The following is a 14,618-nucleotide window of genomic DNA, read 5'->3' as shown; positions in this document are numbered from 1 at the left end:
GCGGCTCGGCGCAGCCCGCTTGAGCAACTGCTCAGGCGGTCGCGAGCATCGCGCCCACGACGAGCGCGACCGCGCTCACCGCCGCGAACACCGCTTCGGTCGCCGCGAGCCGGTCCTTGGCGAACCGCGACATCACCATGTTGATCGCCGAGTGCGCGGGGAGCGTCAGCAGCACGAACCACGGGTCGGCGAAGAGCAGCAGCGTGAAGGCGACGTGGAGTGCGGTGGCGCTGACGCGCTCCAGCACGCCCCAGACGGAGTGCCGCGCGCCAAGCATGCCCTGCGCCTCGAGCAGCTCGCGAGCCTCCCGAGACTTCGGGTCATCCTTCGTCATGAGCCCCGCGACCGCGATCCCGTTCACCACGATGAGCAGCACCTCGATGGTCGCCCAGCCGAAGCCCGCCCAGACGGCATCCTCGAACGAGCGCAGCGCCAGGAGCACGAGGCCGAGCCGCACGAGCTCCTCGGCGGGCCCGGAGAACCAGCCGACGATCGTGGCGGCGCGCTCGGTCGTCGTCGTGCGCGTCGCGATCAGCGCCACCGGCTGCCGCACGACGAGCGCGAGCATCCAGCCGGCGGCACCCAGCAGCAGCGGCAGCACCGGCGGCGGTCCGACGAGCGCGAGGGCGGCGAGCGCGAGCACGACCGGCACAGGCAGCACGAGGAGCGCGTTGCGGCGCATCGTGGCCGCCAGGCGGGCGTCAGCGGTCATGGTCATGGCGGGTCTCTCCCTTGCGGGTGATGGGCATGGTGACGGTGGCGATGAGGCGCGGCTCGCGATCAGGGCCCGGTGCGTTGTCGGCCCGAGCGGCGAGCACGGCGCGCAGCTCGGCGAGCATCTCCACGAGCTCGTCGCGCGAGAGCTGCAGCACGTGCTCGCGGTACCCGACGCCGTCGCGCTCGAGGTCGACCTCGTCGCGCTCGAGGTAGGTGCCGTACTCGCCGAGCAGCCCGGCGGCAAAGGTCGCGAAGTAGCGGAAGTGGTCGTCTCGGCTCGCGTGCGCGAGCTCCTCCGCGCTCACGACCGCGTCACGTGCGAGACCGTACGTGCGCTCGACCGCACCGCGCTGCTGGCGCTCCGAGACGACCTCGAGGATGCCCTTCTCATGCAGGAGGGCGAGGTGGCGGTAGATGCTCGCCTGCGAGACGCTGGGCAGCTGCGCGAGCAGCTCCTGGGGCGTCGCGGGCGACGTCGCGAGGGCTCGGACGATCGCCAGCCGCTGCGGGTGCAGCACGACCTCGGCCCGCGAGGGTGACTTCTTTCTCACAGTTGAGAACGCTAGCAGCATCACGTTATGTTCTCAATCGCGAGAATGATGCTTCCTCGCCGCCCGCCGCGGGTGCCGCCGCCAGCAGAGAGCCAGACATGCACCGTCCCTCCTCCTCCGACCCCATCTCGTTCGCCGCGCCGATCCGGCAGGAGCGTCCCGCCCCCGCACGCGTCGTCGCGACCTTCCTCCTCATCGTCTTCGGCTGGTCGATGGTCGTCGGCGCCGGGCTCCACCTCACGCGCACACCGCTCGACTCCGTCACGGGCATCGTCGTCCTGGGCGCGCTGCTCATGCCCTCGCCGCTCGTCGCCGCGGTCATCGCTGAGCGCGGCATCCGGCGCGAGCGGCTGCGCCTCCCGCGGCGGAGCACTCGGCCGGTGCTGGTCTTCCTGCTCGCGCCGGTCGTCGCCGTGCTGGCCTTCGTCGTCCTCTACGCGGGCATCCAGCTGCTCCTCGGCAACGCCTTCGGCATCCCTGGTGTCGGCGGGCTCGCGACGACCGATGCCGAGCTCGTCGCGGGCGCCGAACGCCTCCTCGGCCAGGCCGCAGCCGACGCCGCGGGCACGCCGCCGCCGCTGGCCGCGCTGCTGCTCGTGAGCGTGCTCGGCGCGATCCTCGCCGGCTGGACGGTCAACGGCCTCGTCGGGCTCGGCGAGGAGTACGGATGGCGCGGCCTGCTGTGGGATGCGCTGCGGCACCTCGGGGCCGTGCGGGCGAACCTCGTCATCGGCACGGTCTGGGGCCTCTGGCACGCGCCGGTGATCCTGCAGGGCTACAACTACGGCGACCCGTTGCTCGGCGTGCCCGCGATGGTGCTGTTCTGCATCGCGATGTCGTTCGTGCTCTCGGCGATCCGGGAGGCGACGGCGAGCGTGCTGCCGGTCGCCGCGGCACACGGCATCTTCAACGCGCTCGCGCCGATGCTGCTGATCGCGGCACCGGATGCCGTGCCGGCGTTGGGCGGTCCGCTCGGACTGCTCGGCGCGGCCGTGCTCGCCGGGGTCGGCGCCGCCGCATGGGGCTGGCATCGGTCGCCGTCCGGGGCCGCGACCGCCGCGCCCGCGCCGCAGTCGCTCGACGCGTGAGCGCCGGCGGCCGTGGAGCTAGAGTCGGGCCGCGCACGCCTCCGCGAAGGCGCCGAAGCCCCGCTCGACGACGCCGAGCAGGGTCTCGTCGGTCGCGAGGTGCGCGCGCCACTCGGCCACCGCAGCCGGGGCGCGCAGCTCCGAGAGCGTCGGCGACGCGACGGAGTCCCACAGCCGCATGACCCGGTCGTCCGCCTCGAGGTGGAACTGCATGCCGAGCGCCGAGCCGTAGCGGAAGGCGTCGTTGTCGACGGTCGCGCTGCGCGCGAGCAGCTGCGCGCCGGGCGGGAGGGAGACGATGTCGCTGTTCCAGCGCATGGCGCCGAGCGGGCCGACGTGGTCGCCGAGCCACGGATCGGGCTCGAGGAGCTCGATGTCGAGGATGCCGACGGCGTTGACGACGCCCTCGCGGTGCACGCCGCCGAGCGCGCGACCGATGATCTGGTGGCCCAGGCAGATGCCGAGCACCGGGATCTCGGCGTCGATCGCCCGCAGCGCGAGATCGGCCGTCGCCTGCAGCGAGGGGTAGCGGTCGACCTCGGCGGCGCTCATCTGCCCGCCCGTGATCACGATGCCGGCGATCTCGTCGAGCGGCGGCAGCGCGGTCTCGAGCACCGCTTCGCGCGTCGGCAGGTGGCTCAGCAGCGTCGTCGCATGCCCGCCCGTCTCGTACTCGATGTGCTTGATGAACAGGACGGAACGCGCCAACGCAGCACCCTTCTCTCGTCGCTAGCCTAGGGCTCGACGGGCACCGCCCCTCGTCACCCGACGCACCGCATCCGCCCCCGACCGAGGAGCAGCATGACCGTGTTCGCGATGGCGCCCGACGGCGTGCGGATCGCCCTGCACGAGCTCGGCGACCCGGACGGCGCACCGGTGCTGATGATCCACGGCTTCTCGTCGAACGCGAGGCGCAACTGGATCGGCAGCGGCTGGGGTGCGGCGCTCGCCGAGGCGGGGCTGCGCGGCATCGCGATGGACCTCCGCGGCCACGGCGAGAGCGACCGGCCCTCGACCGGCTACGACGTGCCGCGCTTCGTCGCCGACGTCGACGCGGTGCTCGAGCAGCTCGCGCTCGACGAGCCGCCCGGCGCGATCGGCTACTCGATGGGGGCGCGGCTGCTGTGGCGCCATGCCGGCACCCGGCCGCACGCGTTCCGCGCGCTCGTGCTCGGCGGGCTGCCGGCGAGCGACCCGTTCGAGCGCTTCGACCTCGACCTCGCGCGCCGAGCGCTCGCGGGGGAGGCGGAGCCCGGCCCCATGGAGTCGTTCATCGTCGACCTCGTGGCGGTGTTCCCCGAGCACGACCCCGCGACGCTCGTCACGCTCGCGGGCGAGGTCTCGCGCACGCTCTTCGACCCGGCCCAAGCGCCGCCGGCCGTGCCGACGCTGCTCATGACGGGCGCGAAGGACACCCGCGCGGACGACACCCGCGAGCTGCTGCCGCTGCTGGCCGATGGCCGCTTCGAGGAGATCCCCGGTCGCGACCACGTGAATGCGCCGACCTCGGGCGCCTTCCGGCGCAGCGCATCCGCGTTCCTCGCCGAGCACCTCGGCTGACCTGCCCGGGCGTGCAAGAGGGCCGATCGGGTTCTCCCGACCGGCCCCAGTCCCTTGCACCAAGTGAGGCTGCTGCCTCCGCTTCCGCCGATCGCCACAGCACTACGATCGACGTGCGACGAACGTATAACGGATGGGTAACGAACCGACCCAGTTCTACCTGTGAATGGGCTGTGGGCGCTGGTCAGAAGCGGTCGGGGCTCGGCCCGGAGGCGAGCACCGTGACGTCGGCGTGCCCGTCGAAGCGGTAGCCCGCGCCGCGCACGGTGCGGATGATCTCGGCGTAAGCGCCGAGCTTCGCGCGCAGGCGCCGCACGTGCACGTCGATCGTGCGCTCGTTGGGACGGTCGTCGGCGTCGGCGTCCCACAGCGCGTCGATGATGTCGCAGCGGCCGACCGTCGAGCCCTCGCGCAGCACGATGTGCTGCAGCAGCTCGAACTCGCGGTAGGTGAGCGGCGCGATCTCGTCGCCGATCGCGACGCGCTTGCGGGTCAGGTCGATGACGATGCCCGGGTCGGTCTCGGCGGCGGGCTGCTGCACCGCGGGGTCGCCGAGCGCGCGCCGCACGACGTCGACGTCGCGTCCGCCGGCGCCGGCCGGGGCGAGGGCGACGGCGGCGTGGGTCTGGGCGCTCGGGGCGAGCTTCGAGGTGAGCGCGCGCAGTTCGGTGACGAGTCGCGCGAGCTCGACGCGGTCCTCGGCGGCGGCGTCCTCGCCGAGGCCGACGTAGAGCACGAAGCCGCGGGCCTCGGTGCCCTCGGGGACGGCGCGGACGGCGGTGCGCGGCGCGGCCGTCGGACTCGGGGCGGATGCGGTGGGCTGCGGCTTGAGGGCGCTCGAGCCGCTCGTGCGGGGCTGGGCGAGCGAGGGGCGGCCGAGCTGACGGCGAAGGGCAGTGCGGGTGGGGAGAGCGGTGATGGTCATGGGTGGGCCTTCCGGCGTGCGGTCGGCAGCGCCCGCGAGGAGGGGCGATGCATGCTGCCGACTCGAGGAGTCGAGGGGTGGTGCGCGGACCGACGGGTCCGGGGACCGCTCGAGGGCCTGCTCAGGGCCTCACGGGGTGCGACGGGTATGCGTCAGCGACTCCGATGCGGAGCGGTCGGGCTGGTGCGAGCTGGGCTCAAGCACACATTCGACGCATGTCGACCATCGGCATCATCATGCCGTTCGTCCCGTTCGTCGCGAGGACGGACTGGGGGCCGAAGGTGGTCGTCATGCCTGTCAGTATCGCGGCTTCGAGCGTCGGAAGTCAAACGACGCAACGATGTGACGAACTATGACGGAAAGCGGCGCGGGAGCCGCGAACGCTCGGGCGCGAGCGTCAGTCGCCGACGGTGCCGTAGAGCCGGTCGCCCGCGTCGCCCAGCCCCGGCACGATGAAGCCGCGCTCGTCGAGCCCCTCGTCGAGGGCGCCGAGCACGATCGTCACGTCGTGCCCGTCCATGTCGCGCTCGACGCGCTCGAGCCCCTCAGGCGTGCCGAGCAGGCAGATGGCGGTGACGTCGACGGCGCCGCGGTCGAAGAGGAACTGCATCGCGCCCGAGAGCGAGCCGCCGGTGGCGAGCATCGGGTCGAGCACGAAGCACTGGCGGTCCGACAGGTCGTCGGGCAGCCGCTCGGCGTAGGTCGTCGGCTCGAGCGTCGCCTCGTTGCGCGCCATGCCGAGGAAGCCGACCTCGGCGGTCGGCACGAGCGCCGTCATGCCCTCGAGCATGCCGAGGCCCGCGCGCAGGATCGGCACGACGAGCGGTCGCGGCTCGGCGATCTCGACGCCCGTCGTGACCGTCACCGGCGTCTCGATCTCCTTCGGGGTCACGCGCACGTTGCGCGTCGCCTCGTACGCGAGCAGCGTCATCAGCTCGCCGACGAGCGACCGGAAGGTCGGCGACGGCGTGCGCGCATCCCGCAGCACGGTGAGCTTGTGGGTGATGAGCGGGTGGTCGGCGACGTGGACTCGCATAGGGTTCAGGGTAGTGGGCCGCCTGCTTGCGGTGCGCCCCGACGAGGAGGGCGGATGCGGCCGGCGGCACGCGACGAGGCGCTCATGCGCCTCGCGCTCGACGAGGCGGCGGCGGCCGAGCGCACCGCCGACGTGCCGGTCGGCGCGGTCGTGGTCGACGCAACCGGCGCCGTCATCGGCACGGGGCGCAACGAGCGCGAGCTGCGGCACGACCCGACGGCGCACGCCGAGGTCGTCGCGCTCCGCGAGGCGGCCGAGCGGCGAGGCGCGTGGCGGCTCGACGGATGCGCGCTCGTCGTCACGCTCGAGCCGTGCGTCATGTGCGCGGGCGCGATCCTCGCGAGCCGCGTCGAGCGCGTCGTGTTCGGCGCCTGGGACGAGAAGGCGGGAGCGGCCGGGAGCGTCGTCGACCTGCTGCGCGAGCGGCGGCTGCCGCACCGCGTCGAAGTGGTCTCGGGCGTGCTCGCCGCCGAGGCGGAGGCGCAGCTGCGCGCCTTCTTCGCCGAGCGCCGCTGACGGCGCGGCGCGGCCGCGGCGACAGCCGGTCGAGTCGGCGGGAAGCGATCGAGTCGACCCTCAGTCGCCGGGAGGGCGGCGCGGGTCCTCCGGGTCGAGGTCCTCGACCTGGTCGCCAGCCTCCTCGCGCCGCTCGTCGGCGATGCGCTGCTCATAGGCGTGCGGGCGCCAGATCTCGTCCATGACGCCGAGCCCGCCGCCCATGCGGCGGGCTCGCTGCGTCGAGGGGCTGTGCCACGAGCGGGGACCTGCGAGCACGAGCGCGATCGTCACGCCCAGGATGGTGAGGAGGGCGACGAGCTCGACCCACCCCCTCCGGTCACCTCAGCGCCAGAAGACCGCGATGAGCAGGTTCACGAGCGCGAGCCCGCCGGCCGCGTGGAAGAACGGCATGAGCTTCCGCTCGAGCGCCACGTCGGCCGCCGCGACGGCGCCGCCGGCGGCAAGGCGCGACTTCTCGGCGCGCATCGAGCGCTGGCGGAGGAAGCCGACGAGCGCGGCGACGAAGACGACGAGCGCGATGACGCCCTTGATGCCGAGCTTCATGTGGTTGACGTCGGTGTCGTTCGCCATGGCGAGCCCGTAGAGCGAGACGCCCGTGACGAGCTGGAGCGCGCCGCCGATCAGCAGCAGCGTGAAGTTGTGGCCGGCCTTCGCGCGCATCTGCACGAAGAACGTGCCGACGAGCAGGGCGAGGCCGATGAAGTGGCCGGCGAGCAGCAGCGAGTGCAGGAAGTCCATGCAGACAGCCTACACAAACGCATCCGGCTCGTCAGTTGCCCGACTGGATCACGATGTGATCGGTCGACGGCGCGATCTCGGGCCGGTGGAGGTAGAGGTCGGGCTCGATGTAGATGACGCGCGCGTGCGGGATCTCGGCGCGCAGCCGCGACTCGAGCTCGTTGATCGTCGTCGCGACGTGCTCGATGTCGCTCTTGGGCGGGAACGCGACCTTCGCGGCGATCATGAGCTCGTCGGGGCCGAGGTAGAGCGTCTTCATGTGGATGACCGACTCGACGCCGGGCGCCGCGTTCAGCACGCCCGCGATGCGCGCCGTGTCCTCCTTCGTCGCGCCCTCGCCGATGAGCAGCGACTTCATCTCGACGGCGAGCACGGCCGCGACGACGACGAGCAGCGCGCCGATCACGATCGTGCCGATCGCGTCGAAGAGCGGGTTGCCGGTGATGGCCGTGAGGCCGACCGCGATGAACGCGAAGATGAGGCCGAGGAGCGCCGCGAGGTCCTCGAGCAGGATGACCGGCAGCTCGGGGCTCTTCGCCTTGCGGATGAAGTCGACCCAGCGGGCCTTGCCGCGCACCTTGTTCGACTCCTTGATGGCGGTGCGGAACGAGAGGCTCTCGAGCACGATCGCGATGCCGAGCACGACGAGCGGCAGCCAGATGATGTCGAGCTCGTGCGGGTGCTGGAGCTTCGAGATGCCCTCAGAGATCGAGAAGAGGCCGCCGACCGAGAAGAGCACGAGCGCGACGATGAACGCCCACACGTAGCGCTCGCGGCCGTAGCCGAACGGGTGCTCGGCGTCGGCCTTCCGCTTCGCGAGGCGGCCGCCGAGCAGGAGCAGCAGCTGGTTGCCGGCGTCGGCGACCGAGTGGATCGCCTCGGCGAGCATCGACGCCGATCCGGAGAAGAACCAGGCGACGAACTTCGTGATGGCGATGCCCGTGTTCGCGAGGAACGCCGCGACGACCGCCTTCGTACCGTGGGATGCGCTCACGGCCGCGAGTCTACGCGGGCGGTGCTCGCGGCTCACGGCACTAGCCTGGCCGCATGCCAGAGCTGCTCCCTCCCATCGCGATGCTCGGCGTCGGCTCCATGGGCGGCGCGATCCTCACGGGGCTCGCTCGCCACGGCGCCGAGCGCATCGTCGTCACCAACCGCACCGCCGAGAAGGCGCAGGCGATCGCGCTCGAGGGCGTCGAGTCGATCGCGCTCGAGTCGTCGCCCGACGGCAACGCCCGCGCGGTCGCGGGCGCGAGGCTCGTCGTGCTCGGCGTCAAGCCCGCCGGCATCGTCGAGCTCGCGCGCGAGATCGCACCCCATCTCGAGGCGGATGCGGTGGTCGTCTCGATCGCGGCGGGCACGACGACCGCGTCCATCGAGGCCGCGCTGCCCGCATCCGTCGCCGTCGTCCGGGCGATGCCCAACACGCCCTCGCACGTCGGCCTCGGGGTGACGGGCGTCGCGGGCGGCAGCCGTGCCTCGGCCGACGACGTCGCGCTCGTCGCGCGGCTGTTCGAGTCGGTCGGGGAGGTGCTCGTGCTCGAGGAGTCGCAGATCGACGCGCTCTCGACGATCTCCGGCTCGGGTCCCGCCTACGTCTTCCTGCTCATCGAGGAGCTCACGGGCGTGGCCGAGCGGATGGGCTTCACGCCCGAGCAGGCGGCGACGATGGTGCAGGGCACGTTCCGCGGGGCGAGCGAGCTGCTCGCCGCCGACGGCGCCGAGCCGGCCGAGCTGCGCCGCCGGGTGACGAGCCCGAAGGGCACGACCGAGCGGGCCGTCGCGGTGCTGCAGGAGGCGCGCCTCGGCGAGGTCTTCGACCGGGCGACGGGCGCGGCGCTCGAGCGCGCGCGCGAGCTCGCCGCGGGCTGACGCGCGTCAGCGCTGCTGGCCGTCGAGGTACTGCCAGCCCTGGTCGCGGCGGAAGCGGCTGAGCTCGCGCATCGCGCCGCGCGTGCCGTCGGCGACCCAGTGCGCGTCGAACGAGACAGTGCCCTCGCGGTCGAACGGCCCGCCGGCGCTCGTGCCGACGATGTCGAGCCGGAGCCAGCGGATGCCCGGGTCGAGCTCGAGGGAGCGCGGCCGGGTCGTGGGGTGCCAGGAGGCGAGCAGCCAGTCGACGTCGCCGAGCGCGAAGGCGGTGAAGCGCGAGCGCATGAGCTGCTCGGCCGTCGCGGGCTCGCGCTCGCGGCGGTGGATCGGGCCGCAGCACTCGCCGTACGTCAGCCCGGTGCCGCACGGGCAGCGCTTGCTGTCATCGATCGCCGTGCGCGCTGCGCTCTCGGTGCTCACGCGCTGAGGCCCGCGAAGCGCTCGATGTCGTTCTGGTTGCCCGAGACGATGATGAGGTCGTGGTTTGAGACGACGGTCTCGGGTGTCGCGTAGGTGAACTCCCCGCCCGGGCTCTTCACGCCGACGACCGTCAGGTGGTACTTCGAGCGGATCTTCGACTCGGCGAGCGAGATGCCGCGGATGTGCTTCGGCGGGTACATCTTCACGATCGCGAACTGGTCGTCGAACTGGATGTAGTCGAGCATCCGGCCCGAGACGAGGTGCGCGACGCGCTCGCCGGCCTCCGCCTCGGGGTAGATGACGTGGTTGGCGCCGATGCGGCTGAGAATTTTGCCGTGCGACTGGCTGATGGCCTTCGCCCAGATCTGCGGGATGCCGAGGTCGACGAGGTTCGCCACGATGAGCACCGACGCCTCGATCGACGAGCCGACCGCGCAGACGGCGATCGAGAAGTCCTGCGCGCCGACCTGCTTGAGCGCGTCGATCGAGCGGGCGTCGGCCTGCACCGTGTGCGTCAAGCGCTCCGACCACTTCTGCACGAGGTTGATGTCGCCGTCGATCGCGAGCACCTCGCGGTCGAGGCGGGCGAGCTGCCCCGCCGTCGCGGCGCCGAAGCGGCCCAGCCCGATCACGAGCACGGGGGCGTCGTGGGGGATCCTGTCAACCAACGATCGGCCTCTCCTCGGGGCGCGTGAACAGCTGCGTCCGCTGGCTCGCGGCGAGCGCCGCGGCGAGCGTCACACTACCGATGCGGCCGACGAACATCGTCAGCGCGAGGATGATCTTCGCCGGGTCCTCGAGCCCCGCGTGCGTGAAGCCGGTCGAGAGGCCGACGGTCGCGAACGCGCTGATGACGTCGAAGAGCACGAACGACAGCGGCGCGCCGGTGATCTCGAGCAGCACGATCGTCACACCGGCGACGATCGTCGCGCTCCAGAGCGTGACGGAGACGGCGAGGCGCAGGACGTCCGAGGGGATGCGGCGGCCGAAGGCCTCCATCGACTTGCGGCCGCGCGCCTCGGCGATCGCCGCGAGGAAGAGGATCGCGAGCGTCGTGACCTTGATGCCGCCCGCCGTCGAGGCCGAGCCGCCGCCGACGAACATCAGCATGTCGGTCACGAGCAGGCTCGAGTTGTGCAGCAGCCCGAGGTCGTCCACCGCGAAACCGCCCGAGCGCGCCATCGCCGAGAGGAAGAAGGCGTGCAGCAGCTGCTGGCCGAAGTCGTCAGTGCCCCACGAGTCGGCGTTGCCCCACTCGAGCACGAGGAACGCGAGCCCGCCGAGGAGGAAGAGCAGGAGCGAGACGGTGATCGTGAGCTTGACGTGCAGCGACCACTGCCGCGGCTTGCCGAGGTGCCGCAGGATGACGAAGTAGACGGGGAAGCCGAGCGAGCCGACGAAGACGCCGAGCATGAGCACGCCGAGGAACCACGGGTCGGTCGCGAACGGCTCCAGCCCCTCGACGGTGGGCACGAAGCCGGAGTTCGTGAACGCCATGATCGACCAGTAGGTCGCCTCGTAGAGCGCGGTGAGGAAGTCCTTGCCCTCGAGCAGCAGCCGCGGCAGCAGCAGCACGACGAGCACGGCCTCGAACGCGAGCACCGAGAGCGCGACGATGCGCAGCAGCGAGCCGACCTCGCCGAGCCGGATCGCCTGCTGCTCCTGCACGACCCCGCGCCGCACCCGCGAGGGGTTGGAGTCGCTCGCCGCCATGAGCCGCTGCCGGAGCCCCAGGCGGCGCGCGACCGTCATGCCGAGGATCGAGGCGAGCGTCAGCACGCCGATGCCGCCGACCTCGACGCCGATCATCACGACGGCGTTCCCGAACGGGCTCCAGTGCGTCGCCATGTCGACGACCGTGAGCCCCGTGACGCACACGACGCTCACGGCCTGGAAGAACGCATCCACCGCACCGGTCGTGCCGTCGCCCGCTGTCGCCCACGGCGTCGCGAGCAGCACCGCGAAGACGAGGTTGAGCGCCGCGAAGACGACGATCGCGAAGCGCGCGGGATAGGCGGCGGCGAAGTGCTCGACGGCGTCGCGCGATCGTTCGAGCAGCGTCGCATCGCTCGACGACCGCAGCTGCGCCACGTGCTGTGCCCTTCGCGGAACCGGAGCGCCGTCGGGCGGCGCAGGACGGGGCAAGCGTAGTCCTCGCGAGCGCCGTCACGCGCCGACCGCGGTTTGTCGCCCCCGGCTCGACGCTGGCATGCTTTGCGCATGGCCGACATCTTCAGCGTGATCGCGGACAGCACGCGCCGCGACATCCTCGGGGTGCTCCTCGAGCGCCGCGCGACGACCGGAGACGCCTCGGTCAGCCAGATCGTCGAGGCGCTCGGCGTGCCGCAGCCGACGGTCTCGAAGCACTTGCGCACGCTGCGCGACGCCGGCCTCGTGACGGTGCGCGAGGACGGGCAGCACCGCCACTACGCGATCGTGCTCGCGCCATTCGACGAGATCGACGACTGGCTCATGCCGTTCATCTTCGCCGAGGGCGACCAGGAGGAGGCTTCGCTCGGCGCGGCCGCCTTCGCCGCGTGGGCGGGCGTCAACGTGCAGGCTCCGCTGCGCGCCGCCGCCGACCAGGCGAGGCAGGCCGCCGAGCAGGCGCGCGTCGCAGCCGAGCAGGCGCTCGCCCGCGTCTCGGAGACCGTCGAGCACCCCGCGCCCGTCGGCGCATCCATCGGTCGCCGCGCCGCCGACCGCGTGCACGACGTGCAGGAGCGCGTGCAGGAGGCCCGGGACCGCATCCACGAGGTGCAGGAGCGGCTGCAGGAGCTGTCGGCGCGCAACGCGCAGCGCTTCGACGACGCGAAGGGCAAGCTGCGGAGCCGGGACCAGCGGTCGACGGATGCGTCGGAGCGGCCCGCGCGCGAGGCCGACGACGCCCGCTTGGACTGACCCCCAGCGGCGCACGCGCCGATTCCGGTACGATTGCCCGAGCGTTTTCCCTGCGCGGGCCTCGAGGCTGCGCAGCGTCAGCGAGCAATCCCGATTCGGAAGTGAGGAACCTCGATGGGTTCTGTCGTCAAGAAGCGCCGCAAGCGCATGGCGAAGAAGAAGCACCGCAAGCTGCTTCGCAAGACGCGCCACCAGCGTCGCAACCGCAAGTAGTCGGTTGCAGCCAAGGCCGGGACCTGCAGTCGCAGGCTCCCGGCCTCTGCTTGTCTCCGCCGGTGTCTAGGCTGGAGCGATGGTCGAGATCACGCTCATCACGAAGCCCGGCTGCCACCTGTGCGACGACGCCCGGCCGATCGTCGAGCGAGTGGTCGCAGGGTTCGACCAGGTGACGCTCACGGAGCTGTCGATCCTCGACGACCCCGCGCTCGCGGAGCGCTACAGCGACGACATCCCGGTCGTGCTCATCGACGGCCGCCAGCACTCCGCGTGGCGGGTCGACGAGGCGAAGCTGACCGACCGCATCCGGACGCGGCTCGGCGCCTGACGCTCCCGCCGGTGGGCAGGCGCCGGACGAGCGGAGGCCGCTACGGCTTCAGGCGCGTCGGGCCGCGGAAGAGGTAGGTCGTCTCGCGGATCGAGCCGAGGCCGAGCATGAGCATCACGACGCGCGCGAGGCCCATGCCGAAGCCGCCGTGAGGGGGCACCCCGTAGCGGAAGAAGTCGAGGTACTCCTCGAGCTCCGACGCATCCATGCCCTTCTCGGCGATCTGCGCCTCGAGCACATCGATGCGGTGCTCGCGCTGCGCGCCGGTCGAGATCTCGACGCCGTTGTAGATGAGGTCGTACGAGTTCGTCACCTCGCCGCGGCCCTCGGGGCGCAGGTGGTAGAACGGCCGCACGCCCGAGGGGTACTCGGTGACGAACACGAAGTCGTGGCCCATCGTCTCCTTGACGTGCGCCGAGATCTGGCGCTCCGCCTCGGGGTCGAGGTCGCCGTCGGCGCGCTCGATCGTGTGGCCGCGGCCCTCGACGATCGCCTTCACCTCGGCGTGGGGGATGCGCGGGAACGGCAGCGTCGGCACCTCGAGGGTGATGCCGAAGCGCTCCTCGATCTCGGCGCCGTGCCGCTCGACGACCGCGGCGACCGCCTTCGCGAGCAGCTGCTCGTGCAGCTGCATGACGTCCTCGTGCGAGTCGATCCAGGAGATCTCGGAGTCGATCGACGTGAACTCGGTCGCGTGGCGGCTCGTGAACGAGGGGTCGGCGCGGAAGGCCGGGCCGATCTCGAAGATCTTGCCGAAGCCTGCCGACTGCGCCATCTGCTTGAACAGCTGCGGCGACTGCGCGAGGTAGGCGGTCGTCTCGAAGTAGGGCACCTCGAAGAGCTCGGCGCGCGACTCGGAGGCGGTGGCCATGAGCTTCGGCGTGTGCAGCTCGATGAAGCCCTCGTCGATCCAGTGCTGGCGCATCGCGTGCTCGATCGTGGTCTGCACGCGGAAGATCAGCTGCGCCTCGGGGCGGCGCAGGTCGAGGAAGCGCCAGTCGAGGCGCTTGTCGATCGACGAGTCGTCGGCGATCGGGGAGTCCTTCGCGACCGACTCGACCACGAGCGAGCCGACCTTGACCTCGAGCCCGCCGAGCTTGACGCGCTCGTCGGCCTTGAGGTCGCCCGTCACGCTGATGAACGAGCCGTGCATGAGGCCCGAGATCGTCGCGGCCGTCTCGGCGGTGTCGTCGTTGACCGGGTTGACGAGCTGGGCGGCACCCGACTCGTCGCGCACGATCACGAACTGCACGCGCTTCTGATCGCGCACCGTCTCGACCCAGCCCTGCACCTTCACCGGCCCATCCGGCAGCGACGCGAGGTCGGCGATGAGCGTGCGGGGGAGCGAGGTCGGCTGAGTCACGCGCTCGATCCTACCGACGACGCTCCGGCGCCCATCGCGCGATCCCGATCCACCCGGCGACGAGCGCGACTCCGGACGCGCCGAGCGCGATCCACCCCGCCGCGGCCGGCACCGACGCATCCGCGCCGTCGGAGGCGACCAGCAGCCAGACGCCCGCGGCGGCGAGCGCGACCACGACGAGCGCGACCGTGCCGCCGTGCGCGCGATGCGCGATCGAGCCGGCCCACACCCACAGCATGGCGGCGCCGGCGGCGACGAGCAGCGCTGCGACGAGGGGCACGAGGAGCGGCACACCTCCATCCTGGCGTGCTCGCGCGTCAGCCGGGCGCCCCGGCGCCCGGGACGGGCGCCGGCGCTGGGGTCGCGGCGAAGGCCCGAAAGGGC

The 14,618-nt window shown here is 72.1% G+C and carries 20 protein-coding genes; 7 read left to right on the top strand and 13 right to left on the bottom strand.

Translation table 11 applies throughout. From position 1 onward, the window contains the following. Positions 1-31 precede the first annotated feature (31 nt). On the bottom strand, positions 32-718 hold the full coding sequence (locus JQT67_RS09545; protein WP_208064458.1) for a hypothetical protein: 687 nt from the start codon (positions 716-718) through the stop codon (positions 32-34). Then, positions 702-1,268: a helix-turn-helix domain-containing protein gene (locus tag JQT67_RS09540; RefSeq protein ID WP_208064457.1), complete on the bottom strand. Its 567-nt coding sequence runs from the start codon at positions 1,266-1,268 to the stop codon at positions 702-704. Before JQT67_RS09540 ends, JQT67_RS09545 begins: the two co-directional genes overlap by 17 nt. A gap of 98 nt (positions 1,269-1,366) precedes the next feature. Here JQT67_RS09540 and JQT67_RS09535 point away from each other — a divergent pair, with 98 nt between their 5' ends. Then, the gene (locus tag JQT67_RS09535) at positions 1,367-2,356 is read left to right on the top strand and encodes a CPBP family intramembrane glutamic endopeptidase (protein ID WP_208064456.1); all 990 of its coding nucleotides are present in this window, start codon (positions 1,367-1,369) and stop codon (positions 2,354-2,356) included. An 18-nt stretch (positions 2,357-2,374) separates the two neighbouring features. Here JQT67_RS09535 and JQT67_RS09530 read toward each other — a convergent pair whose 3' ends face one another. After that, positions 2,375-3,064 carry a type 1 glutamine amidotransferase gene (locus JQT67_RS09530; RefSeq protein WP_208064455.1) on the bottom strand — a complete coding sequence of 230 codons (690 nt, stop codon included), beginning with the start codon at positions 3,062-3,064 and terminating at the stop codon, positions 2,375-2,377. A 93-nt stretch (positions 3,065-3,157) separates the two neighbouring features. On the opposite strand from JQT67_RS09530, the gene JQT67_RS09525 reads away from it, so the two are divergent. Further along, positions 3,158-3,916: an alpha/beta fold hydrolase gene (locus JQT67_RS09525; RefSeq protein WP_208064454.1), complete on the top strand. Its 759-nt coding sequence runs from the start codon at positions 3,158-3,160 to the stop codon at positions 3,914-3,916. Positions 3,917-4,100: 184 nt separating this feature from the next. Here JQT67_RS09525 and JQT67_RS09520 read toward each other — a convergent pair whose 3' ends face one another. Beyond that, positions 4,101-4,841: a winged helix-turn-helix domain-containing protein gene (locus JQT67_RS09520; RefSeq protein ID WP_208064453.1), complete on the bottom strand. Its 741-nt coding sequence runs from the start codon at positions 4,839-4,841 to the stop codon at positions 4,101-4,103. 397 nt (positions 4,842-5,238) lie between these two features. Further along, positions 5,239-5,877 (bottom strand): uracil phosphoribosyltransferase, encoded by a 639-nt coding sequence (gene upp, locus JQT67_RS09515; RefSeq protein WP_208064452.1) that lies wholly within the window; start codon positions 5,875-5,877, stop codon positions 5,239-5,241. Positions 5,878-5,931: 54 nt separating this feature from the next. On the opposite strand from upp, the gene tadA reads away from it, so the two are divergent. After that, positions 5,932-6,393 (top strand): tRNA adenosine(34) deaminase TadA, encoded by a 462-nt coding sequence (gene tadA, locus JQT67_RS09510; RefSeq protein WP_208064451.1) that lies wholly within the window; start codon positions 5,932-5,934, stop codon positions 6,391-6,393. 60 nt (positions 6,394-6,453) lie between these two features. On the opposite strand, the gene JQT67_RS09505 is transcribed toward tadA, so the two are convergent. The 3 genes from JQT67_RS09505 to JQT67_RS09495 are packed head-to-tail and all read right to left on the bottom strand — an operon-like array spanning position 6,454 to position 8,128. Beyond that, positions 6,454-6,666: a hypothetical protein gene (locus JQT67_RS09505; RefSeq protein WP_208064450.1), complete on the bottom strand. Its 213-nt coding sequence runs from the start codon at positions 6,664-6,666 to the stop codon at positions 6,454-6,456. Between the two features lie 51 nt (positions 6,667-6,717). Further along, positions 6,718-7,134, bottom strand: a complete 417-nt coding sequence (locus JQT67_RS09500; RefSeq protein WP_208064449.1) for a hypothetical protein — start codon at positions 7,132-7,134, stop codon at positions 6,718-6,720. Between the two features lie 31 nt (positions 7,135-7,165). Next, positions 7,166-8,128 (bottom strand): cation diffusion facilitator family transporter, encoded by a 963-nt coding sequence (locus tag JQT67_RS09495; RefSeq protein WP_208064448.1) that lies wholly within the window; start codon positions 8,126-8,128, stop codon positions 7,166-7,168. 53 nt (positions 8,129-8,181) lie between these two features. Between JQT67_RS09495 and proC the strand changes: the two genes are divergently transcribed. Continuing rightward, on the top strand, positions 8,182-9,006 hold the full coding sequence (proC, locus tag JQT67_RS09490; RefSeq protein WP_208064447.1) for a pyrroline-5-carboxylate reductase: 825 nt from the start codon (positions 8,182-8,184) through the stop codon (positions 9,004-9,006). Positions 9,007-9,012: 6 nt separating this feature from the next. On the opposite strand, the gene JQT67_RS09485 is transcribed toward proC, so the two are convergent. From JQT67_RS09485 to JQT67_RS09475, 3 genes are read right to left on the bottom strand one after another with little or no spacing between them, the layout of a single operon-like run. Further along, entirely contained in the window at positions 9,013-9,426 is a 414-nt protein-coding gene (locus JQT67_RS09485; protein WP_307864289.1) for a YchJ family metal-binding protein, read from the bottom strand. Beyond that, positions 9,423-10,094: a TrkA family potassium uptake protein gene (locus JQT67_RS09480; RefSeq protein ID WP_021011858.1), complete on the bottom strand. Its 672-nt coding sequence runs from the start codon at positions 10,092-10,094 to the stop codon at positions 9,423-9,425. The genes JQT67_RS09485 and JQT67_RS09480 overlap by 4 nt, the downstream gene beginning before the upstream one ends. After that, positions 10,087-11,517, bottom strand: coding sequence for a TrkH family potassium uptake protein (locus JQT67_RS09475; protein ID WP_021011859.1), 1,431 nt, complete (start codon positions 11,515-11,517; stop codon positions 10,087-10,089). Before JQT67_RS09475 ends, JQT67_RS09480 begins: the two co-directional genes overlap by 8 nt. Positions 11,518-11,646: 129 nt before the next feature. Here JQT67_RS09475 and JQT67_RS13775 point away from each other — a divergent pair, with 129 nt between their 5' ends. The 3 genes from JQT67_RS13775 to JQT67_RS09460 all read left to right on the top strand — a co-directional run bounded on the left by JQT67_RS13775 (position 11,647) and on the right by JQT67_RS09460 (position 12,871). Beyond that, a complete protein-coding gene (locus JQT67_RS13775) occupies positions 11,647-12,327 on the top strand; it encodes a helix-turn-helix transcriptional regulator (RefSeq protein ID WP_208064446.1) in 681 nt (226 codons plus the stop codon). Positions 12,328-12,441: 114 nt separating this feature from the next. After that, positions 12,442-12,540, top strand: a complete 99-nt coding sequence (locus JQT67_RS09465; protein ID WP_021011861.1) for a 30S ribosomal protein bS22 — start codon at positions 12,442-12,444, stop codon at positions 12,538-12,540. A gap of 79 nt (positions 12,541-12,619) precedes the next feature. Further along, positions 12,620-12,871 (top strand): glutaredoxin family protein, encoded by a 252-nt coding sequence (locus JQT67_RS09460; protein WP_208064445.1) that lies wholly within the window; start codon positions 12,620-12,622, stop codon positions 12,869-12,871. Positions 12,872-12,911: 40 nt separating this feature from the next. Here the strand turns inward: JQT67_RS09460 and aspS are convergent, their stop codons facing one another. Continuing rightward, a complete protein-coding gene (gene aspS / locus JQT67_RS09455; RefSeq protein WP_307864288.1) occupies positions 12,912-14,234 on the bottom strand; it encodes an aspartate--tRNA(Asn) ligase in 1,323 nt (440 codons plus the stop codon). 10 nt (positions 14,235-14,244) lie between these two features. Further along, a complete protein-coding gene (locus JQT67_RS09450) occupies positions 14,245-14,526 on the bottom strand; it encodes a hypothetical protein (protein WP_021011863.1) in 282 nt (93 codons plus the stop codon). Between the last annotated feature and the right edge of the window lie 92 nt (positions 14,527-14,618).

The organism is Agrococcus sp. TF02-05, assembly GCF_017565345.1.
Taxonomy (GTDB): Bacteria; Actinomycetota; Actinomycetes; order Actinomycetales; family Microbacteriaceae; genus Agrococcus; species Agrococcus pavilionensis.
The sequence above is the reverse complement of the archived record's forward strand: the minus strand, read 5'-3'. Positions and strand labels throughout refer to the sequence as shown.